Origin of the sequence: Butyrivibrio sp. VCD2006, from assembly GCF_000423925.1 — a bacterium.
In the GTDB taxonomy this organism is placed as follows: Bacteria; Bacillota; Clostridia; order Lachnospirales; family Lachnospiraceae; genus Butyrivibrio.
Genome location: NZ_AUIX01000016.1, coordinates 38,227 through 60,519 on the forward strand (window position 1 = coordinate 38,227; position 22,293 = coordinate 60,519).

Genomic DNA, 22,293 nt, shown 5'->3' on the forward strand with positions numbered 1-22,293 from the left:
AATCTTACGGATTAATTATACATCATTTTTACTCTGCATAGAAGCACTTCTCAAAGTACTTGAATCCAAGAGGGCTTGTATAGAATCCCTTAACATTGTTCTTGATCATGTAAAGATCTGTGTAGTAGTAGATAGGGCAGATGCAGCCTGTGCTCATGAGAAGGTTCTCAGCCATGTGCATCATTGCATATCTCTTCTCGTTATCTGTGCATGTCTTGATCTTGCTGATAAGAACATCATAGGTCTCAGCCCATGTTCCGTCAGTAATATTCTCCTCATAGCCAAGGCTTGTAAGGTCAAGGTCATATGCTGCTACAGAAGCGTTGTCACCCTTACCGAACTGAACATCATTGTTACCTGATGCTGTGGTCCACATATCAAGGAATGAAATAGGATCATTGTAGTCACCAAGCCAACCGTTACGAGCGATTGAATAATCACCTGCTTTACGTGTATCAAGGAATGTTGCCCACTCCTGGTTCTCAAGCTTAAGATCGATACCTACAGCTCCCATAGTTGCCTGAATAGCCTCACCGATTGCCTTGTGGCTCTCACTTGTGTTGTAGAGATATGTGAGTGAAGGGAAGTCTGTGAACTTGTACTCAGCTTCATCATATGTGTAATACTTCTTAAGTGTCTCGATAGCATCAGCATAGTTCTGGTCATATGCTGCTTCTGTTACATCATAGTAACCTACGTATGAAGAATCCGAACCTGCATTCTCATAGAACTGAGAACCGTCAGCATCTGTAAGACCCATAGCAACGAAGGAAGAAGCAGGAACCTGTCCACCCTGTGCGATGTCGTTTACGATGTAGTTACGGTCGATAAGAAGTGCAAGTGCGCTTCTGATCTCAGCCTCAGCATCAGCCTTCTCTTTTCCTGTAAGTGTGCTGGAAGCAGGAAGGATGTTCTCGTTGATATTCCAGCATACATAGTATGTACCAAGCTGACCGGTTGTTACAAACTCATCGGGATATGATGTCTTAAGAGATGCGATCTCGTTTGTAGGAACATCATCGATGAACTGCCAATCGCCGTTCTCAAAGTTAGCAAGCATGTTGTTGGCATCGTCTGAAAGGTAGAAGTTGATCTCCTTCATTACAACGCTGTCAGCATCAACATAGTTGTCGTTCTTTGTAAGTGTAATTACACTGTTGTGATCCCAACCTGTCATTGTGTAAGGGCCATTGTTTACATATGTGGAAGGATCTGTAGCCCAGCTCTCATTGCTTACAACATCTTCACGTACAGGGAAGTATGCCGGGAAAGCAAGAAGCTCGTTCCAGTAAGGAACTGCATTTACAAGAGTAACCTCCAGTGTCTTATCATCTACTGCATTTACGTTAAGCTTTGCATCGGGATTTGTGAAGTTACCTTCATCGTCTGCATCCCATACATCAGCATAACCATCAACTACCTCGAACATGTAGCCATAGTCTGCTGCAAGCTCTGTACCTGCTGCACGGTTCCATGCAAATACGAAATCTCCTGCAGTAACATCCTTTCCGTCAGACCACTTAAGGCCATCACGAAGCTTATATGTATATGTTACTGTACCGTCAGAATTCTCAACGCCATCTACGAGCTCCTCTACTGCATCTGGAACAAGTTCCATTGTTCCGTCAGCTGCAGGTGCCCACTTAGCAAGACCTGAGAAAAGGTGAGAACAAACTGTACCACCATCTACTGAAGAGTTAAGTGCAGGATCGAGAGTAGCAGGCTCTGATGCGAGGCAGACATTGATTGAATCTGCAAGAGCGCCTTCCGGTGCTTCCTCAACTACATTAGTAGCATTTGTGCTTTCTGCATCATCTGTGCTCTCAGCCTGTGTTGCATCACCGGCATCTCCTCCTGCAGTCTCTGCAGCTCCTGATCCGCCACAGCCAACAAGGCCAAATACCATTGTTGATGCAAGAATCATTGATAATAGCTTCTTTTTCATAAAACAACCTCCTTAGTATATTTATACTTTTTTTATTCAAATCATATCCTCAACTGAGCATATAAATTGGAACCTAAATAGTTTATGCATTAACATCCTCAATGTGATGACATGCAACGAAGTGACCTTTTTCAACCTCTTTAAACTGCGGCATGCTGAGCGCGCAATCCTCTTTTGCATAAGGACATCTTGTTCTGAAAGGACATCCTGAAGGTGCATTTAAGGGACTGGGAATATCTCCTTTGAGAACCACTCTCTTATTTGCTCTTGCGATCTTAGGGTCAGGAACCGGAACCGCTGACAGAAGTGAAATACTGTATGGATGAAGCGGTCTGTTATAAATAGTCTCAGCATCCGCAAGCTCAACCATTTTTCCAAGATACATAACAGCGATTCGGTCACTTATGTGACGCACAACCAAAAGATCATGCGCTATGAAAAGATAAGTAAGTCCAAGCTTTTCCTGAAGCTCATCAAACATGTTGATAACCTGAGCCTGAATTGAAACGTCCAGAGCTGAAACAGGCTCATCGCAGACGATAAACTCAGGATTTACCGCAAGTGATCTCGCAATACCGATACGCTGTCTCTGTCCGCCTGAGAACTCATGCGCATATCTTGAAGCATGCTCACTGTTAAGTCCTACGTACTCCATAAGCTGAAGTACTCTGTCTCTGCGCTCCTCTTTTGTCTTATACATATTATGGATATCGAGAGGCTCAGCTATGATATCGCTGACAGTCATTCTGGGATTCAGTGATGAATAGGGATCCTGGAAAACCATAGTCGCTTTCTTTCTGAATTCCTTTATACTCTCAGGTGACTTTATAAGCTTGCCATCGTACCAAATCTCTCCGGATGTAGGCTTGTACAGATTAAGAATTGTGCGTCCTACTGTTGTCTTACCACAGCCTGACTCACCTACAAGTCCCAGTGTTTCTCCTCTTTTTATGGAAAAAGAAACATCATCCACTGCCTTAAGCGGCTTTGATTTGAAAAATCCAACATTAACGTTGAAGTACTGTTTTAAGTTTTTTATGTCAACGAGATTGTTCTCATTTCTTACATCACTCATGATTCTCGCTGCCTCCTACTACCTTATTCTTAACATTCATCCAGCAACCGGCAGCATGCCAATCATTTATCTGAATTCTCTCTGCTCTTTCTCTTAAGCAGATTTTCATAGCATTATCACATCTCGGTGCAAAGGGACAGCCCTTGGGCATATTGAGCAGATCGATAGGTGTTCCTGTAATAGGCTCAAGCTTTTTGCCCTCTTTTCCTTCTGTGGGAATAGATCTCAAAAGTCCCTTAGTGTACTCATGACAGGGATTGTAGAAAATCTCATCCGCGGTACCCTGCTCACAGATTGATCCTGCATACATTACGATGACCTCGTCACACATCTGAGCAACAACACCAAGGTCGTGAGTGATCATGATGATAGCCATTCCAAGCTCTTCCTGAAGTGTTTTCATAAGATCAAGGATCTGTGCCTGAATCGTAACGTCAAGTGCTGTCGTAGGCTCGTCCGCAATAAGGATATCCGGCTCACATGCAAGAGCCATTGCTATCATTACACGCTGTCTCATACCACCTGAAAACTCATGGGGATACTGCTTCATACGCTTCTCAGGCTCGTTGACATTAACAAGTCTAAGCATCTCGATAGCACGAGCTTCTGCCTGCTCTTTATTTCTGTCTGTGTGGAGGAGAATTGCCTCCATAAGCTGATGTCCAATAGTATATGTAGGATTAAGGGATGTCATGGGATCCTGGAAAATAATGGATATTTTATTACCCCTTACATTTTTCATAACCTTCTCACCGGCACCTACAAGTTCCTGTCCGTCAAGCTTGATGGAACCTGATACGATTTTTCCTGTGCCTGCAAGAATCTGCATGATCGAATATGCTGTTACCGATTTACCGGAGCCAGACTCTCCGACTATTCCGAGGACTTTTCCTCTGTCCAGATAGAATGAAACTCCGTTTACTGCTTTAACTTCACCCGCATCCGTAAAAAAGGAAGTATGCAGGTCATTTACCTCTAATAATTTCATCTCAAAACTCCCTCCATTACGCATTAAGTTTGGGATCAAACGCATCCCTTAATCCATCACCGAAAAGGTTCAGTGACAATACAATAAGCGAAATAACTATTGCCGGAATGATCAGTCTGTAAGGATAAGACGTGATACCGTTTAAGGCATCCGACGCAAGGGAGCCAAGTGAAGGCATAGGCGCATTAACACCAAGTCCAAGGAAAGACAGATAACTCTCTGTAAAAATCGCACTGGGAATCTGAAGCGCTGTTGAGATAATGATCACTGAAAAGCAGTTAGGAATAAGATGCTTTAAAATGATCCATTTTCCCGGAGCACCTGCTGCTCTTGCCGCGAGGACATACTCCTGCTCTCTTAAGGAAAGTATCTGACCTCTTATAAGTCTTGCCATGGATACCCAGTAAAGTACACCAAATACTATGAACAGACTTATGATATTTGAACCGATTTTTGCAAGGACAGTACCGTCCAGTGCACCTTCCATCACGACCTTAAGAACGGATGAAAGCAGAATAACCATCAGCATATCCGGCAGTGAATAAATAATATCCACTATTCTCATTATGACAAGGTCAACTGCACCTCCGCAGTATCCTGCAACTGAGCCAACAGTCATACCGATGATAAGCACGATGATGCTGGCAAAAAATCCTACAGCAAGTGAAATTCTTGTACCATAAACCACACGGATAAAGTAATCTCTTCCCTGCGCGTCAGTTCCGAAAATATGAGGAATAACTGTCTCTCCGTTTGCTATTCTTCTCATCTCGGATCTTCCGTACTTGAATGGTGCAAGATTGTTGAATGAATTATCCACCGGTTTTCCGGGTGTCATGCCGAGCATCTGGTCATATGAGTAAGGCCATACTATCGGTATGATTATTGCTGCAAGTGTAATAATCACAATTATAAAAAAGCAGACTGTTGCAACCTTGTTCTTTAAAAGTCTCTTTACTCCATCCTTAAAGAATGTAGTAGAAGGGCGCATCTGCACCATGTATTCTTTTTCTTTATCAGAAGCAGGCATAAAATCATCAAGATCAACCTGCGCACTAAACATTTTATTTTCCATCAGTAAATTCTCTCCAAATCCGTATTATTCAAGTGTGATTCTGGGATCGACAACTTTGTACATAATATCTCCAACAAGATTCATGATTACAATAAGTGTGGCCAGTACAATTGTTGTTCCCATTACAAGCGGATAGTCTCGTCCGGTTATGCTGTTAACAAAAGCTCTGCCAATTCCCGGAACTGCAAAAATCTGCTCAACAACCAGTGATCCCGTAACAATACCTGCCAGCATGGGACCAAAGTACGTAATAACAGGAATAAGAGAATTCTTAAGGGCATGTCCAAACACGATTTTCATGCCTGACACACCTTTAGCCTTGGCGGTTCTGATATAGTCCTGTCCAAGAACCTCAAGCATTGAAGACCTTGTAAGTCTTGTGATGTATGCCATGGGATACAGTGAAAGCGTCAAAACAGGAAGTGTAAGTCCATTCTTTGAAGCTCCGTTTGCCGGGAACCATTTAAGATTGATGGCAAAAATAATGAGCAGCAGTGAACCCATGATAAATGATGGCATAGACACAAAAGCTGTAGTAATTATCATGATTATGCGATCGATCAGTTTGTTTCTGCGAAGTGCCGCAACCGCACCAAATATAATGCCCATGATAAGTGCAATAAATGCTGCAATAACACCGAGCTTTGCAGATGTTTTCATTCCATCAAAAATGATGTCGTTTACATTTCTTCCTCTCTGCTTCAAGGATGGTCCGAAATCAAACTTTGTAACTATATCCCTCAAATAAGTGATGTACTGAATGCCGAGCGGCTTATCAAGACCGTATTTTGCTTCCATGGCCTTTTGAACCGATTCACTTACAGCCTTCTCTCCTACGAAGGGTCCCCCCGGTACCGCATGCATAACAAAGAATGTAACCGTAATAACGATCCATACTGTAACAATCGCAAGCAAAACACGTTTAACGATGTACATAAGAGTTTTCGTATTCATTTTTTAAATCCCTACCTTCTATTTCATATCATCTGACATATTATAACAAGTCAGCATATTATGTCAACCACACACGCACGATTGTACACGTGCCGCGGACACTTTTTTATTTATAATAGGATTTCTTTTAAATAAAAAAAAGACAATGGTGCGAAATTAATCGGCGCCATTGCCTTCAACCATGACATAATATCATAATTTTGATCAAAGTAACAATGTTTTTTTCATATTATTCTTTTTCTCATACATATTTGCATCAGCCTTCTCAAATACTTCCTTAACGAACATCTTCGATGTGCTTCTCGCGGCACCTGCAGCTATAGTCACTTCGCCTCTGATCTTATTGGTGTAATTAGATGCATCAAACGAATTCATTATTGAATCAAGATTGTCGTAGTCCTTTCCCTGTGCTATAACAGCAAACTCGTCACCACCTATGCGAAATACAGGACTATGTGCAAAGGTATCACATATCATCTTGCAGCCACGTTTAATAAAATCGTCACCCTTCTGATGTCCGAAAGTGTCATTAACAAATTTAAGTCCATTCAGGTCAAAAACAACTATCGCATAGTCGGACACGGTTCCCTCAAGAACCTTATCATTCAATTCTTTTTCAGCTATTGCGTAAGCATGCTTATTCTTTACTCCGGTAAGCGCATCCTTAAGTGCCATATCCTCAGCAGCAGATAAATTCTCGGCATATTCCGCTTCCTTCTTCACCTGCGCATCTATGTTGATGAGTCCGACAATAAGCTTTTGTTCACCATTTTCCTCAACAGTAACTGCCTTAAGGTTAACGTATGTTATAACCTTATTATTTAAAAATCTGTATTTATAGCTAAATGATCCACTCCTGTTTATTGCATCAAAAATATGCTTTTTGGTGACATTCTTAACAAATCCTTCGTAATCATCTTTATGGATTACTTCCTTGATTCTATCAAGTGTTTCGCCAAAAAAGTCATTTCCCTTTTCTTTGGTTCCTATGAAATTAACCCCCTGAGGTGTCTTATAAACAACATAGCTGTCATCGGATAAATCAACACTATAAACAGCGAGGAAATCACCTTCAAGAGCAGCCATTCTTGAGTAAATGATTCTCTCTTCCTGAATAAGCTTGAACAACTCCTGCTGCTTCATCTGATTGTCAACATCACTTATACCGATGATGATATGTCTTTTGTCAGCTCTGGCCCTTACAGCCTTCATGTTCACATAATGAATACCAATCTCATCATCAGCTCTAAAGGTCACGGAAAATGATCCGTTCTCTTCAATACTTTTCATGATATTCTCTTTTGTGACAAGCTCGTTGAACATCTCCTCATCTTCTTTATAAATTCTTTTATCAACATTATTGTGAGCATCATAAAAGTAATCGTCACCATGATCGCTAATACTTATATCACGGTTGATACCATCAGAATGATATACCACATAGTTATTGGAATCCATATCAACGAAGTACATTGCCACATAATCTTCAGAAAGAGCTCTGGCGATATAATTGTATGAAAGTGAATCAATGGCCTTACCCGCGTCAGATATGGAGATTATAGCGAATAAAACAGCATACTTTTTAGTTACCGGATTCTGTGCTATCTTCTGAATCATCATATGAACGGTTTTCCCGGTAGGTGTTCTGTCATCAATGATAATCTGCTTATCAGTAGTAAGACTCCTTTTAATTGAACTTAATGTATATGATCCCACTTTATTCTCACTAGCCTTTAATGAGATTCTTTGAATGTCCTTTTGTTCCGGAAAATCATCAGCAAGGAATCTTTCAAAAACCTTGTTGATTCGCATTACCCTTAACTCTTCCTCATCTATTTCAAGAATAGCCATAGGAAGTGTATCAAAAAAGTCCCCCATCAGCCCTGGATTCATCTTCATAAAGGGAATATCATGAAGACTGATCTTATCAACAGCTGCATAATAATCTGCTTCCTTTGGATTCTCAAAACCAATTTGTAAACCGTTTTGATAACGGTCAAATATTGACGATATAGGAAGCGGCTTACAGAAATAAAAGCCCTGAAGCTTTCCGCATCCGATTTCTTTAAGAAAATCGAGTTGCTGTTTATTTTCAACACCTTTTACTATAGCCTCAATTCCAAGACCAACAGATGTTTTGATCAGCTCTGTGATAACTATCCTTGCCTTCCCGCTGGTCATAGACTGCCTTGTCATAGACATATCAAGCTTGACCACATCAAAATCCACACGAGGAGACAGAATAAATGATAGATTTCCGCAACCATAATTATCCAGCCAGATCTTATAACCAAGCTTTTGTAAAAGCTCAAGCTGCGCTATGGTGCGGCTCCTATCCGTAATGACTGAACTATCTGAAATCTCAATAGCAATTTTGTCCTTTGAAATCCCTGATGCACTTACGATATCATCAATCTTTTCAACTAAATCTCCGGATTGAAAATCCACCTGTGAAAAATTGACTGAGGTCGTAACAATCGGAAGCCCTATCTTAGCCTGCTGTCGCATTTTTTCAAGAACTTCTCCAAGGACATACAGGTCAAGCCGCTCGATAAGGCCTGATACCTCCAGTATCGGAATAAACGTATCAGGATTAAGAACACCAAATCCCGGATCATCCCAACGTGCGAGAGCTTCCTCTTCGCATACCTTGCAGTTTGACGCACGAACAATAGGCTGGAAGTATGTCTCTATCCAGCCTTCGCTAATTGCCTTATCAAAATTTGCAATAATGTATTCGTTTAGTCGATCAACGGTTTTAGTAGTATTCATTTTTGCAAGCGGTTTTTATTTATCCTTCACTATAGGTTCAATCTGAGAAATAAGATTATCAATATGTTCAAAAACGCTACTCTTTGTCGTGCCGAGAGCATTTACTCTATCAAGCTGACTTACCAGGGTATCGTACTTCCTGTTAATATCCGTAAAACTGTTTCCGATTCTCTGAAGCTCATCAGATGCAGTATCAGCGGTATCTGAAATTTCTTCCTGAACTGCATTTGCACCGTTTGCGCTTTCGATGATCTCATCAAAGGTCTCGTTGGTCTCATCAACTTCCTGGATACTCTTATCCATAGCAGCAATGGAATTCTGAATATTGGCAGAAAGCTTCTCACTTTCTTCATTCGTAGCATCAATAGAAGCATTAACCTGACTGATAAGAACCTTTATCTCATCTGCGAGTTCTCTTACCTCTGTTGCTACAACTGCGAAACCTTTTCCTGCTGCTCCGGCTCTGGCTGCCTCGATGGAAGCGTTGAGCGCAAGAAGATTTGTCTGAGTCGCGATTCCGACAATCTGTTTCATATAGTCTGAAATCTGGTCAACTGAGCTCTTGAAATTTTCAAAACTCAGCTGCATTTCATCGAAAGTAGCTCTTACTTCGTTTGAACTGTCTTTGAGCTCTGAAACCTTATTCTGCGCATTCTGAACACTGTTTAGAATATTGACCTTAACATCTTCGAATTTGCCTGCGCTGTCATTAACAGCCGCAAACATTTCATTAAAAGCATCCATCTGATCACGCAGATCAGTATTACTTTTAATTACATCTTCAATAGCTTCGCCCATATCATGAATCTCTGTAAGCGAGCTAACCTCATTATGAACAAGCTCCTTCTGGAATTTCTTCACAGAATTGGCAATATAGATCAGTGATTCTCTCTTCTCAGGATCGTCCTCTTTTTTTGGAGGTGCTACTGTGCTGACAACATCTTCGGTTTTCTTTTTAAAAATATCTGTAAGCATATTCTTATCTCCCTTATTCAAATACAACACATGTCATTGTCTGATTTACAAACTGTGTATTGTAATGCTCTCCGAATCCGATAAGTCCGCAGGAAGGTCCAAGAGAAGCAATCTTGTTAAGATAAGTATTGAGCTCTCCCCTTTCCTTAAGAACCAGATATCTGAAGATGCAGTTAACTGAATATATGCCTGATATCTTTGTAAAATCACTCTTTATCCTGTCAACTGTATTCTGCGCAACCTCCATGGGATCCTTCATCTCAAGAAGTGTCAGGATATCAGAGTCATTTATCTGTCTGTACATGATAAGTCCGCTGCCTGATACATCCTTGATAGAGCAGATGCAGACATCGTTTCCGATCATTTTTCCGAGAGGATTCTGGAAGGTCTGATTGATAATGTCTTTGTCAGTAGATGTGCCCGTCAGATCCATATAAACCTGTTTAGCAGAGCGCCCATTAAGCTCTCCCAAGTAATACTTTGCCTTATCTGTCTTTGATGCAATGAGCTGTCTGTTATCCTTAGGCGCATAAATATTCTCTTTGTAGGTCTTTACTCTTCCGCCTTCATTTTTGACAACCGCGTAGGTCATGGCATCCTCATAGACTTTGCCATCTACGGAGACTTTTCCGGCATCACCGGTAGCTCCCATAACCTGAAGATTGAACTTTTCGATAAGCTCTCTAAGGGTTGTAAGAACAGCTGCATCGTTCCCTGCACAAAAATCAATTATCGCAGTATTTTCCTTGCCGGGTCTTACTTCCTCAATATCCTTTTCAAGCCTTTGAATATGGCGTGCAGGCATCTTTGATACGCTCTCAAGAACACCGGTCTTTACCTTTACGCCTTCTGTAAAGGCAGTAATGGTTATACCTGTCTCCTGAATCGCCGAATCATATCCCATTCCTACACATCCTATGCTGGGAACACCCGGATACTTTGCTTCAATCTCTGCAACAATTGAATCAAACTTATTTGCTTCACCTGTAAAAATAATGAGTTTAGGACTACTTAGTCCTCTGGTTGCATCTGCTACACTTCCTGATGAGCTTTTTCCATTAAACATTTTCATAAGGCTTAATCTCCTACATAAGAAATCAACAGTACCCTGCATAAATTATGATATCATTTGATAACACTATGAAACAATGTCTCAAAAACTATATTTCATTAAAAAATCTATTAAAATTTAATAAACAAGGTGGAAATGCCATAGGATATTTCTTAATAACAATCGAGTAGGAGGCTACCCATCAGGTGAGTAGCCGACCTCTCACACCACCCGGCATACCGTCCGGTACCAAGGCGGTTCCTTTAGTTTTCAACAGACTTTCAGATAATAGTCAAGCATGGACGTGTATCCGAGCTTGACTATTATTTTATTTGTAAGGGCTACGGAAAGCATCTGTGCCGCTCTCCAAGTGCCTTTTCTTGTATTGGCAAGCATATTCACCTGCCACTCCTCGATTTTCAGTGCTCTCAGCATCTTAAATCTCGTTCTGACTTTCTTCCATTGCTTCCAATAGACGGCTCTAATTCTATGTCTAGCCCATGAGTCTGTTTCCTTGAGAAGATTCTTCATGTCAGCAAGGCGGAAATATACAATCCATCCTTCCACATACTCACGATATCTCTTTTCACGTTCAGCATTGCTTATGCCTTTATTTCTATCAGTTAGTTCTCTGATTTTCTTTCTCATCTTCGTAACTGACTTTGGGTGTACTCTGAAACGGCATACATGCTTGTAGATGTAGAACCCGTATCCGAGGTATTTAACATCTCTGATATGCGCAACTACTGTTTTCGCCCTGTTTACTTTAAGGAAGAGTTTCCCTTCAATATATGCAACTATGTTGACCATGGCTCTCTGAGCGCTTCTCTTGCTCCTGCAAAAAATCATGCAGTCATCCGCGAATCTTACGAACCGCAGGCCCCTGCGCTCCAGCTCCTTGTCCAACTCGTTAAGCATGACATTACTAAGTAATGGACTGAGAGGTCCACCCTGAGGCATACCGATTTCTGTTTTCTCGAACAGTCCGTTTGCCATAGCTCCTGCATTCAGATATTTATGAACGAGAGATATAACTCTGCCATCCTTTATGGTACGTGACAATACCTCTATCAACTTGCTATGACCGACGGTATCAAAGAACTTTTCCAAGTCCATATCCACCACATACACATATCCATCATTGACGTATTTCTGGCATTGTCTGAGGGCATCATGCTGTCCTCTTTTGGGTCGAAAGCCAAAACTGCTCTCTGAGAACTGTGGCTCAAAGATGGGCACGAGTTCCTGCGTTATTGCCTGCTGTATGACTCTGTCTACAACTGTCGGAACTCCCAACTTTCTATACTCGCCCTTTGTTTCTTTGGGTATCTCTACCCTGCGGACAGGGTTGGGCTTATATTTCCCATCCTTTATCTTTTGGATTAGCTCGTTACTGTGTTCTTTTAGGTAGGGCAGAAGTTCATCCACCTGCATTCCATCAATTCCACCTGCGCCGCCATTTGATTTTACTTTCTTATAAGCCTTATTCATGTTGTCTTTACGCAAAATCAAGTCCAGTAGATTGTCCGTCCAAAAATCTGTGATGACACCGCTCTTTTCAGTAATCCTAGCGTAGTCGAACCCTCCTGCATACTCTTCCTGTTCCGCAGTAGCCATTTGCAGGTAGTCTTCAATATGAAGTTGTCTGTTCTCAAACCCACTTTCGGTTACATTCATTGCTTGTGTCTCCTAAAAGTTCAGTCCTTCCCACGGCGCCTATAGTCGCCCTGGTACTACGACCTCTGCTGACTTCTCATCATTCGTTGTTACTCACGGGCTTCATACTCTGTTTCCACCCGCTGACGAGACCTCCCCGAGTACCACACGTTTCTTTCACTCCATGCACCAACCATATTTACTATGCGCGGTTCCGTACAGTTATTGGGCTTTGGCTTGTCTTGCAGTCTTACCCCCGAAGCAACATAGCCTCATATATAGTTTCTGTCCGTAAGGTCGGAGATTTGCCTACACCTTCCTTCAGATTCCCCTCGCGTTAACGTGGTCATTGCCACGATAGGACACCCTTGGTGTTCGGCTGTGCTCTTCCCACTGTCGGGCGGGCTAGGGACTTTCACCCATTAGAAACGTGCGCCGTCGGGCGCACAAGAAAAAGCCTATAGGAAGCTGTTTCCTATAGGCTCATACTCATTATTCAGTAATACATTTAAATCTACTATTTACTATATTTCCGACAGGACTATGACGTCTCACAAAGTCGATTACCAGATCCGGCATTTCATCGGGATAGGTTCTTATACTCTTCGCTTTTCCGATAGTGTCATATCCGCCTGTGCCGGTTGCGCGATAATTGCTGGTAACAAGAGTATATGTCTCGTCGTCAGAAAGCTCTGTTCCATCCAGCTTTCTCATAACAACAACTCTGTCTCCAACCGGTCTTCTTATATCAAATTCATACCACATTCCCGCGTAGAGATCATAATTATAATGCTCTATCTTCGGCTGAAGGAAAGCATCGGATATCCCAACCTTTCCTGTTTTTTCATCGTAATCAAAGTACTCGGCACATCTCTCTAAAGCTGCCTTAAGGTCAGCCTTGGTCATCTCTTTAACTTCCTCAGTGTTGGCAAACTGATAAATTCCGAGAACATCCCTTACTGTTATCTCTTTATGAAGACCAAGCGGCTCATTGGACAGGCTTGTGCATGAAAAATCAGCACCTGTCAGCTCAAGCTGTACCTGATTAAATATTGATGCAACTCTGCTGCCATAAAGCGCCACATCCAGCTTCTGTTCCGGAAGAATTTCCTCCTCAAGACATCCGATAGGTTCATCAAGCCAGGTCTGGAGCTTCTCATTCATCTCCTTAAGGCCCGGATTTACTGCCTGAATCTTATCAAAATCGGCATACTGTTTTTCAACAGGCATAAGGAAAGACATGATACTCCATCCACTGGTAGTAAGGGTTCTTCCCTTTACATCTCTTTTTTCATCGGGCCCCACGTACTCAGCATCCACAAGGCAATATCTCATAGCCTTGTCAGGAGGCTGTATACCAAATGTGCCATCCATGAAAATACCCTCTATGGACATATGCTGATGCCCTGTAAGAATAATATCAAAATCAAGCTCTCTACCTATCTTGCAGGCCTGATTTTCCTCTGACTCAGAGAGTTTATCACCGGTATTTAAATCCTCCTCAAAGCCGCCATGATAAATACATACGGTAACATCGCATTTACCCTTAAGCTCCTCGAGCTCTTTTGCCAAAACCGGAAGCGGATCGGCTATTTCAAAGTCTACCAGGTTCTTCTTCTGTTCCCAGACATTAACAAAACCTGTTACAGCACCGGTAATTCCAACCCTGGTTCCATCCTCGAGAGTATGGATCACGTGCTTCTTTATTCCAAGCTCACCACGTTTGTCGGTAACATTCGCGCAGACCAGAGTTGCCTTCATTGCCTTTGCAAAGTCACTAATAGCCTCATATCCAAAGTTGAAATCATGGTTTCCAAGTGTGTAGTAATCAAGTCCCATGGCATTGAAACCCTCTGCCATAGGATGAAGCTCATATTCATCCATATGACTAAGGTAGTAGGATAAAAGAGGTGTACCCTGCAAACTGTCGCCGCCATCAATAACAAGGGTGTTACCGTCTATTTCCTTTTCTCCCTTAAGCTGAGCAGCCACACTGAAAAGACCGGAGGTCTCGTGAGCTCCTGTGGCGTAGTTTATTGGGAATACGTGTCCGTGTGTGTCTGAAGTGAAAATTATTCGCATAAGAACCCTCATCCGTCAGCTTCGCTGACACCTTCCCCCTTAAGAGGGGGAAGGCTTTAAATTTTATCAACCTCCCTCTCTGGGAGAAGGCTTTAAATTTTATCAACCTCCCTCTCTGGGAAAAGGCTTTAAATTTTATCAACCTATCTCTCTGGGAGAAGGCTTTAAATTTTTCAACCTATCTCTCTGGGAGAAGACTTTAAATTTTTCAACCTATCTCTCTGGGAGAAGACTTTAAATTTTTCAACCTCCCTCTCTGGGAGAAGGCTTTAAATTTTATCAACCTATCTCTCTGGGAGAAGGCTTTAAATTTTATCAACCTATCTCTCTGGGAGAAGGCTTTAAATTTTTCAACCTATCTCTCTGGGAGAAATCTTTATTTTGTACGATTTAACCTCTTGTAAGCTTAACTCTTATTCTAGTTGAAATGTACTCAATGATCAAAATCAGAATGATAAGTCCGGCAAGGATAGCTCCTGCTTCGTTCCACTTATAAGCATTCATTGCGAAGATAAGAGGAGCACCAAAACCACCGGCACCAACCATACCAAGGATGGTTGCATCTCTCATGTTAATATCGAATCTGTAGATCGCAGTAGATGCAAAGTTGGGAAGGAGCTGCGGAAGTATTCCGTAACGTATCTTCTGCCAGGTATTGCAGCCTGCAGCATCGAGTGATTCAACTACATGTACATCAAGATCCTCTATAGCTTCAATATACATCTTACTGATCATTCCGACAGAGCACACACCCATTGTAAGAAGACCTGCGAAGGCTCCGGGGCCGGTAACTCTGATGAACATAAGACCATAAACAAATGCAGGTATTGTACGAACAGCCATGATGATTATTCTTCCCGCAAATGCGATAGGCTTGGGAGTAAGATTGGACGCTGATATAAATGCAAGAGGCACTGAAAGGATAGCACCTACGATTGTTCCAAGGAATGCTATACATATTGTCTCAAGCATAAGATAAGGTACGCCCTGAGTTGTAAAATCAAAAAGGAATGACAGATCAGGCTGGAAAATTCCCTTAAGGATATTTAAGGCAATAAGTCCGCCGTCCATCGTTGTTCCTGCGGTCTCAACGGCACTGCCGCTCCAGACCATAAGGCCCACAAAAATTATGGCAATTGCAAGATGATACATCCAGCTTTTGGGGCGCTTTTCATAAGCTTCTTCAATTCTCTTATTCATTATTCACGCCTCCTGATTATACGAGCTTCTTACGAAGCATTCTGCTTGTGGACTCAATAACAAACACAGCAACAAAGAGAGCTACAAGCATCATTCCAACGCTGTCATACTCTCTCCAGGATATCTTCTCGTTAAGTACAAGTCCGATACCACCGGCTCCAACGTATCCAAGAACCGCAGCATATCTAACATTACCCTCAAAATTGAACAGGCAGTTTGACAGATAGAAAGGCAGTACCTGAGGAACAATAGCTGAGATGAATGCTCTTGTTTTGGTAGCACCCATAGCCTCCATAGCTTCGAAGGCACCCATATCAACGGTCTCAATCTCCTCGTAGGTAAGCTTTCCGATATAGGCGAAAGAGAATACTGCTATCGCGAAAGTACCTGCAAGAGTACCAAGTCCGAAAACAAGTGTAGCAACAAGGGCTGTTACCAGTGTAGGAAGAGTTCTGATAAGTGAAAACATAACTCTCACAATAGAAACAACTACCTTATTAGGACACACATTAGTACTTGCAAGCATTGCAAAGGGCACTGACAAAAGTGCACCGGCTGCAGAACCTAAAAGTGACATCTTGATGGTGTCAAAAAGAGGACTCCATACCTTCTCCATGTAAGAAAGCTTCGGCGGGAACATCTGTCCTAAAATTACAAAGAACTGACCGATACGCTGTGAGAGTATCTTAAAGTCAAAGCCTGTAATCTTAACGGAAAGAGCGCACATAAGCAAAACAATGATCAGATAAATCGGTGCTCTTGAAGCCTTCTTTTCTACTGACTTACCATTTGGTAATGTATATACTTTGGGTTTAAAAATCTTATCGTATACGCTCAATTCTCTCACCCCTCTTCATCTTGAACATTGCCGTTAGCGTCAACATTGCCCTTGTAAATAAGTCTGAGAACCTCCTTATTTACATCTGAAGCAGGTCCGTCATATACGATTTCACCCTCTCTGATTCCAACTACTCTTGTAGCGTATTTAAGAGCAAGATCTACATGGTGGATATTGATAAGGATAGAGATATTCATATCCTCATTTATTCTCTTAAAGTCGTCCATAACCTGACCTGCGGTAACAGGATCAAGTGCTGCAACAGGCTCATCAGCAAGAATGATCTGGGGATTCTGAGCAAGAGTTCTTGCAAGAGCAACTCTCTGCTGCTGTCCACCCGAAAGCTGATCAGCACGTACGAAAGCCTTGTCAAGAATTCCAACCTTATCGAGACACTCAAGAGCTGTCATTTTCTCCTCTTTTGTGTAAATACCAAAGGTTGATCTATACCAGGGCATATCCGGTACAAAAGCAGTAAGTACATTTTTTATAACAGTAGTTCTTGTGATCAGATTGAATGACTGGAATATCATTCCGATCTTCCTACGGAATCTTCTGAGCTGTTTTCCGGACAGACTCATCACATCAACATCATCCACGGTGAGTTTTCCGCTCGTAACATCGTGCATCCTGTTGATGGTACGAATGAGTGTGGATTTACCTGCACCTGAAAGTCCGATTATCGCTACAAATTCTCCCTGTTCGATGGTGAGATTAACATGCTTTAATCCCTCGAAACCGTTGGGATATCTTTTTCCTACATCTTCAAACCTGATCATTTCTTTCTCCTAAAAATAGGGAAGGCATTAAAAGTAAACACCTTCCCTTTTTGTTAAATAAATATTGTGTCTAATAACGGTGTGATTAGTTCATTGACTTAATAAGTTCCTGTGCAGCTCTCTCTGAATCATAGTCCTCAGAGTTAGCCTCTACATAACCATTGTGGTTGTAGATAGAGATAACTTCCTTACCTGCGTCTGTGTTGCCAATGTTGATGAAAGCATTCTTAAGAGCAGTCTTAAAGTTATCATCCATAACAGGTGAAGTCTTGCTTACGCTGATTGTATCATTGTAGATACCATCTGTTACACCAATTACGTTTGTCTCATCCCAGATGCTTGACTCTCTGCCAAACTCTGTTGTCCACTTCTCTTCGTTGTCACGTCTTGCATCTGCATAGCAGCAAACAACGTCGATCTGACCTGAAGCAAGTCTTGCAAAAGCATTACCATAAGAATCAGCCTGTACAGCGTGTGAAAGATCTGTTACATGCTTCTCATAGTTAGCCTGGAGCCAAAGTGAAGGATAAATATATCCAGCAGAAGATGAAGAGTTCATTACGCTCCAGTTAAGGCCATCAAGGTCTTCCCATGTGAGTTCCTCACCGTTGTTAACCTTCTCAGCAACAGCCTGACCAGCTTCTGAAGGGCCTGCGATGATAAGTCCACGATAGAATGTTACCTGATCCTCTGTGGGCTCTGTGGGCTTGTTGTCGTTCCAATCCTTTGCATTAGGGCTCTCAATAGAAAGACCGTCTCTTGTAGCTGTAAGGAGAACATCGCAACCATCCTCGTAAAGTACGAATGTACCGCCAGGGATAAGACCTACATCGATAGTACCAGCTGAAAGTCCCTCGCCTACTGCCTCGTAGCTGGTACCAACAGTGATATCAACAGTACCAACCTCATAACCAAGACCTGCAAGCTCGTCTGTAAGGAGCTGCTTAAGGGGCTCAGTTGCTGTTACGATCTCATCGGGCTCACGTGAAGGTACGAAACCAATTGTAAGCTTGTCAATCTTAACTGTCTCAGCGGGAGCCTCAGCTGCCTCGGCACTTGTAGCATCCTCAGTTGTCTCTGCAACCTCAGTAGCCTCTGTAGCGGGTGTCTCTGTTGTGGTCTCTGTTGTCTTAGCACCACATCCTGCAAGCATTGATATAGTACTAACGCCTGCGATCATCATTGCAAATAATCTCTTCATAAATCCTCCTGCAATAAATATAAAATTGTTTTTCCGTAAAAAGAGCCCATATGGATTTCCCCACATGAGCTCCTTACTACTCCAAAAATAAATTATATGTGACCCAAAAATCTTTGTCAATGAAATAAATTAGCACGTAATTTAAGATTTTCTTAAGTTTCCGTCAAACAGCTTTGTTGACCTCTCTTGTGGCAACGACGTCAACTCCTGTTCCTGCAACATTTTTTACAACTACGTCTCCGATATGAACGGGTGCTTCCACACATGCATCATCAATTTCCTTCATGCACTGGAATATCTTGTCCTTCGGAATGTTGGAGGCCGTCTTAACAGATACGCGGGGCTTGTCTCCGCCAACGATAACTGCAGTACTTGTTACGGTACGCTCAGGATGGGTAACCTCATTTCTGGCATATTTATCGCCAATTGCACAGGTATTACCCTTTACGGCCATCACTTCACCATCTTCTAATTCTACTGTGATCTGGCAGCCCATGGGGCAGCCGATACACGTAAGTTCTCTTTTTTCCATGTCATGTTTCCTTCCTTGATATTACCCCTCATCCGTCAGCTTCGCTGACACCTTCCCCCCTGGGGGAAGGCAGGGCGTAATCATCTACTTTAACCAATAAGTAATTTTCTTTAGACTTATTTGTTATTACTCTTCCGGCTCAATTTTAATTGTTATCTTAGAGGGAGCTGCCTCCTGAAGCTTTGTCTTTTGAAGAATAACCTGCTCCATCTCACCGGGAGCCATAATGCGCTTTTTATTATGCATTACACGCTCATCATCGAAATAAACACTTACATAAGAATCCTTATAAACAGCGCCGACACGGAATCTTACTGTAAGGAGGTCATCCATGCGATCGATGTTTATGGTTGAAGGTACTGTATAGCGAGCGCCGTCTGTTGCTGTAAGCTCTACAACTTTTCCTGACTCTGTCTTTCCGTTCTTCACAAACTTGGCTGCATTTGCACCGGCTCTTGTTGCTTCTTCCGATACATAGTCAACAAGATCGTGAACGTGAAGAACATTACCACAGGCAAATACGCCGGGGATATTGGTCTCAAGAGACTCATTTACAACAGGTCCTGATGTGACGGGATTCATCTCAACGCCTGCATTTCTTGAGAGCTCATTCTCAGGAATAAGTCCGCAGGAAAGAAGAAGTGTATCACATGTATAGCGTTCTTCCGTTCCCGGAATAGGCTTCATGTTCTTATCAACCTCAGCGATTGTAACTGCTGTAAGATGCTCTTTTCCTTCGATATCAACAACAGTGTGAGACAGCTTAAGCGGAATTCCGAAGTCGTCAAGACACTGAACAATATTTCTCTTAAGTCCGCCGGAGTAAGGCATGAGCTCTGCCACAACCTTAACCTTGGCGCCTTCAAGAGTCATACGTCTTGCCATGATAAGTCCGATATCACCTGAACCAAGGATAACTACTTCACGACCGGGCATATAGCCTTCCATATTGACAAGTCTCTGAGCTGTACCTGCTGAGAATATACCTGCAGGACGGTATCCCGGAATGTTGAGGGCTCCTCTGGGACGCTCTCTGCAGCCCATTGCAAGAATAACTGCACCGGCCTGTATCTGATACATTCCATCTTCACGGCTCATTGCTGTAACAACGCGGTCAGCGGAAATATCCATTACCATCGTATGAAGTTTGTACTCGATCTTTTCATCAAGAACCTGATCGATAAAGCGCTGAGCGTATTCGGGACCTGTAAGCTCCTCCTTGAAGGTGTGAAGTCCGAATCCGTTGTGGATACACTGGTTAAGGATTCCTCCAAGTTCTCTGTCACGCTCTAATATAAGAATTTTCTCTACGCCTGCTTTTCTGGCAGAGATAGCGGCAGCAAGGCCTGCAGGGCCGCCACCTACGATTACGATATCATAAGAAGTCATTACTGCTCTCCTCCCTTCTGGTGTTTGGTGCGTTCCATTACGATATTGGAAGTTCCGCCGCTCTTGGTGATTTCTTCATATGAAAGACCAAGCTCACGATGGAGGATTTCCATTGTACGAGGTGAGCAGAAGCCTGCCTGACATCTTCCCATGCCGGCTCTTGTTCTTCTCTTAACACCGTCAAGTGATCTTGCTCCTAAGGGTCTGTGGATCGCATCGAGGATCTCACCCTCTGAAATAGACTCGCAGCGGCAGATGATGTTGCCGTATGCGGGCTGCTTTTTGATCAGTTCATTTCTCTCTTCAAGTGAGAGGTCTGCGGGATTCATAATGTCTTTTCTTGTGCTCTTCCACTCTGACTTAGCTGTAAGCTTCATCATATCCTTGAGCATGTTACCTACCATCTCACCGATAGCGGGACTGGAAGTAAGTCCGGGTGACTCAATAGCAGCTACATCAATGAAGTGCTCAGCTCCCTTTACTTCGCCTATTATGAACTCATGACGAGCCTCATGAGCACGAAGTCCTGCGAAGGAAGTGATAACCTTTCTCATAGGAAGGTTCTTTACGTGATCATTAGCTTTTGCTATAAGATCATTGATTCCCTCTGCAGTTGTGTTTGTTCCTTCCTTGTCTTCAATATCGATCGCGGTAGGACCAACAATGAGGTTACCGTGAACAGTAGGTGAAACAAGTACGCCCTTACCAAGATTGGTGGGCTGAGGGAAGATTGTGTGGCTTACGTGGCCGCCAACTTCCTTATCGAGCAGGCAGTAATCACCGCGGCGAGGGATGATTTCAATCTTGTCATCATCCTGGCTCACCATGTTGTGGATCACGCCTGAGTGAACGCCTGCAGCGTTTACAACATATCTAGAAACATACTCGCCATTATTGGTTCGAATGTGCCATAATCCATCTTCATGCTTTTTAATATCTTCAACTTTGGTGTTGAATCTGAAATCAACGCCGTTCTCGTTTGCATTCTCAGCCATAGCTATGCAAAGCTTGAAGGGGCAGATGATTCCACCTGTAGGTGCATAGAGAGCACCTTCAACATTGTCTGAGAGGTTGGGCTCCATCTCAAGAGCCTCCTCGCGGCTAAGGATTTTCATTCCCTTTACGCCGTTCTTGATTCCTCTGTCATAGAGATCCTGAAGTCCCGGAAGGGCTTCCTTGTGGATGCAAACGACCATGGAACCGTTTCTCTTAAATGGTATGTCCAAATCGCGGCAAAGGTCGTCCATCATCTCATTTCCACGTACATTCAGTTTTGCCATAAGGGAACCTGCCGCAGCATCAAAGCCTGCATGAACTATTGCAGAATTTGCCTTTGACGTTCCCTCACAAACATCTTCACATTTTTCCAGAACGCAGACATTAGCCTCATAGCGAGAGAGTTCTCTTGCAATTGCGCTACCGGAAACACCTGCGCCTATGATTATGACATCGTACAACATAATTTTCCTTCTCCTACCTCTTTTAATTTTTCTTTGTCGAAATTCAAGCTTCTCTGTTTGATGGAGCTGGAATTTCGATCTTAGTAACCCTAATAGTTTTCAAGAAGGGACGGTTCAGTATCTGGTCAAGGAGTACTGGCAGTCCTTCTTATGAAAAAATGGAGTCGAGTAATAAACGTATCTCATCATACGTATACATACCGACTCCATCCCTCAGTGTACTTAAATTTTGTTTTTCTACATCCTATTATAAGATGTATTTATGTCCTCATGCAATATGCACCAAAGAACAAATTTCGGTTTTGATACCGATAGCTTTTT

General features: G+C 42.6%; 17 protein-coding genes. All 17 read right to left on the minus strand.

Features of this window, described 5'->3' with window-relative positions; all coding sequences use genetic code 11:
- Positions 1 to 28: 28 nt before the first annotated feature.
- The 17 genes from G586_RS0107735 to G586_RS22170 all read right to left on the minus strand — a co-directional run bounded on the left by G586_RS0107735 (position 29) and on the right by G586_RS22170 (position 21,969).
- A complete protein-coding gene (locus G586_RS0107735) occupies positions 29 to 1,945 on the minus strand; it encodes a peptide ABC transporter substrate-binding protein (protein ID WP_026527296.1) in 1,917 nt (638 codons plus the stop codon).
- 82 nt (positions 1,946 to 2,027) lie between these two features.
- On the minus strand, positions 2,028 to 3,020 hold the full coding sequence (locus G586_RS0107740; protein WP_026527297.1) for an ABC transporter ATP-binding protein: 993 nt from the start codon (positions 3,018 to 3,020) through the stop codon (positions 2,028 to 2,030).
- Positions 3,013 to 4,008: an ABC transporter ATP-binding protein gene (locus G586_RS0107745; RefSeq protein ID WP_026527298.1), complete on the minus strand. Its 996-nt coding sequence runs from the start codon at positions 4,006 to 4,008 to the stop codon at positions 3,013 to 3,015. The genes G586_RS0107740 and G586_RS0107745 overlap by 8 nt, the downstream gene beginning before the upstream one ends.
- Positions 4,009 to 4,024: 16 nt before the next feature.
- On the minus strand, positions 4,025 to 5,083 hold the full coding sequence (locus tag G586_RS0107750) for an ABC transporter permease (RefSeq protein WP_026527299.1): 1,059 nt from the start codon (positions 5,081 to 5,083) through the stop codon (positions 4,025 to 4,027).
- A 24-nt stretch (positions 5,084 to 5,107) separates the two neighbouring features.
- Complete coding sequence (locus G586_RS0107755; RefSeq protein WP_026527300.1) at positions 5,108 to 6,037, minus strand: ABC transporter permease; 930 nt, start codon at positions 6,035 to 6,037, stop codon at positions 5,108 to 5,110.
- A 204-nt stretch (positions 6,038 to 6,241) separates the two neighbouring features.
- Positions 6,242 to 8,809, minus strand: coding sequence for a bifunctional diguanylate cyclase/phosphodiesterase (locus tag G586_RS22165; protein WP_035772783.1), 2,568 nt, complete (start codon positions 8,807 to 8,809; stop codon positions 6,242 to 6,244).
- Between the two features lie 15 nt (positions 8,810 to 8,824).
- Positions 8,825 to 9,784 carry a methyl-accepting chemotaxis protein gene (locus G586_RS0107765; protein WP_051204641.1) on the minus strand — a complete coding sequence of 320 codons (960 nt, stop codon included), beginning with the start codon at positions 9,782 to 9,784 and terminating at the stop codon, positions 8,825 to 8,827.
- Between the two features lie 13 nt (positions 9,785 to 9,797).
- Entirely contained in the window at positions 9,798 to 10,856 is a 1,059-nt protein-coding gene (locus G586_RS0107770; protein ID WP_026527302.1) for an FIST signal transduction protein, read from the minus strand.
- Between the two features lie 249 nt (positions 10,857 to 11,105).
- Positions 11,106 to 12,512 carry a group II intron reverse transcriptase/maturase gene (gene ltrA / locus G586_RS0107775; protein WP_026527303.1) on the minus strand — a complete coding sequence of 469 codons (1,407 nt, stop codon included), beginning with the start codon at positions 12,510 to 12,512 and terminating at the stop codon, positions 11,106 to 11,108.
- Positions 12,513 to 12,983: 471 nt separating this feature from the next.
- Positions 12,984 to 14,573, minus strand: coding sequence for a bifunctional metallophosphatase/5'-nucleotidase (locus G586_RS0107780; RefSeq protein WP_051204642.1), 1,590 nt, complete (start codon positions 14,571 to 14,573; stop codon positions 12,984 to 12,986).
- Between the two features lie 390 nt (positions 14,574 to 14,963).
- Positions 14,964 to 15,773, minus strand: a complete 810-nt coding sequence (gene phnE / locus G586_RS0107785; protein WP_026527305.1) for a phosphonate ABC transporter, permease protein PhnE — start codon at positions 15,771 to 15,773, stop codon at positions 14,964 to 14,966.
- 16 nt (positions 15,774 to 15,789) lie between these two features.
- On the minus strand, positions 15,790 to 16,611 hold the full coding sequence (phnE, locus tag G586_RS0107790) for a phosphonate ABC transporter, permease protein PhnE (protein ID WP_026527306.1): 822 nt from the start codon (positions 16,609 to 16,611) through the stop codon (positions 15,790 to 15,792).
- 5 nt (positions 16,612 to 16,616) lie between these two features.
- On the minus strand, positions 16,617 to 17,390 hold the full coding sequence (gene phnC, locus G586_RS0107795) for a phosphonate ABC transporter ATP-binding protein (RefSeq protein WP_026527307.1): 774 nt from the start codon (positions 17,388 to 17,390) through the stop codon (positions 16,617 to 16,619).
- A gap of 85 nt (positions 17,391 to 17,475) precedes the next feature.
- Positions 17,476 to 18,591: a phosphate/phosphite/phosphonate ABC transporter substrate-binding protein gene (locus tag G586_RS0107800; protein WP_026527308.1), complete on the minus strand. Its 1,116-nt coding sequence runs from the start codon at positions 18,589 to 18,591 to the stop codon at positions 17,476 to 17,478.
- 163 nt (positions 18,592 to 18,754) lie between these two features.
- A complete protein-coding gene (locus G586_RS0107805) occupies positions 18,755 to 19,123 on the minus strand; it encodes a DUF1667 domain-containing protein (protein ID WP_026527309.1) in 369 nt (122 codons plus the stop codon).
- Positions 19,124 to 19,249: 126 nt separating this feature from the next.
- Positions 19,250 to 20,512 carry an NAD(P)/FAD-dependent oxidoreductase gene (locus G586_RS0107810; RefSeq protein ID WP_026527310.1) on the minus strand — a complete coding sequence of 421 codons (1,263 nt, stop codon included), beginning with the start codon at positions 20,510 to 20,512 and terminating at the stop codon, positions 19,250 to 19,252.
- On the minus strand, positions 20,512 to 21,969 hold the full coding sequence (locus G586_RS22170; protein WP_035772808.1) for an NAD(P)/FAD-dependent oxidoreductase: 1,458 nt from the start codon (positions 21,967 to 21,969) through the stop codon (positions 20,512 to 20,514). Before G586_RS22170 ends, G586_RS0107810 begins: the two co-directional genes overlap by 1 nt.
- Positions 21,970 to 22,293: the final 324 nt, after the last annotated feature.

Bases quoted from the DNA above. Each gene is read 5' to 3' on its own strand.
- G586_RS0107765 (WP_051204641.1), bottom strand. From the start codon at position 9,784: ATGCTTACAGATATTTTTAAAAAGAAAACCGAAGATGTTGTCAGCACA.
- G586_RS0107780 (WP_051204642.1), bottom strand. From the start codon at position 14,573: ATGCGAATAATTTTCACTTCAGACACACACGGACACGTATTCCCAATA.
- G586_RS0107750 (WP_026527299.1), bottom strand. From the start codon at position 5,083: ATGGAAAATAAAATGTTTAGTGCGCAGGTTGATCTTGATGATTTTATG.
- G586_RS22165 (WP_035772783.1), bottom strand. From the start codon at position 8,809: ATGAATACTACTAAAACCGTTGATCGACTAAACGAATACATTATTGCA.
- phnC (WP_026527307.1), bottom strand. From the start codon at position 17,390: ATGATCAGGTTTGAAGATGTAGGAAAAAGATATCCCAACGGTTTCGAG.
- G586_RS0107810 (WP_026527310.1), bottom strand. From the start codon at position 20,512: ATGACTTCTTATGATATCGTAATCGTAGGTGGCGGCCCTGCAGGCCTT.
- G586_RS0107745 (WP_026527298.1), bottom strand. From the start codon at position 4,008: ATGAAATTATTAGAGGTAAATGACCTGCATACTTCCTTTTTTACGGAT.
- G586_RS0107735 (WP_026527296.1), bottom strand. From the start codon at position 1,945: ATGAAAAAGAAGCTATTATCAATGATTCTTGCATCAACAATGGTATTT.
- G586_RS0107805 (WP_026527309.1), bottom strand. From the start codon at position 19,123: ATGGAAAAAAGAGAACTTACGTGTATCGGCTGCCCCATGGGCTGCCAG.
- G586_RS0107740 (WP_026527297.1), bottom strand. From the start codon at position 3,020: ATGAGTGATGTAAGAAATGAGAACAATCTCGTTGACATAAAAAACTTA.
- G586_RS0107800 (WP_026527308.1), bottom strand. From the start codon at position 18,591: ATGAAGAGATTATTTGCAATGATGATCGCAGGCGTTAGTACTATATCA.
- G586_RS0107755 (WP_026527300.1), bottom strand. From the start codon at position 6,037: ATGAATACGAAAACTCTTATGTACATCGTTAAACGTGTTTTGCTTGCG.
- phnE (WP_026527305.1), bottom strand. From the start codon at position 15,773: ATGAATAAGAGAATTGAAGAAGCTTATGAAAAGCGCCCCAAAAGCTGG.
- G586_RS0107770 (WP_026527302.1), bottom strand. From the start codon at position 10,856: ATGAAAATGTTTAATGGAAAAAGCTCATCAGGAAGTGTAGCAGATGCA.
- ltrA (WP_026527303.1), bottom strand. From the start codon at position 12,512: ATGAATGTAACCGAAAGTGGGTTTGAGAACAGACAACTTCATATTGAA.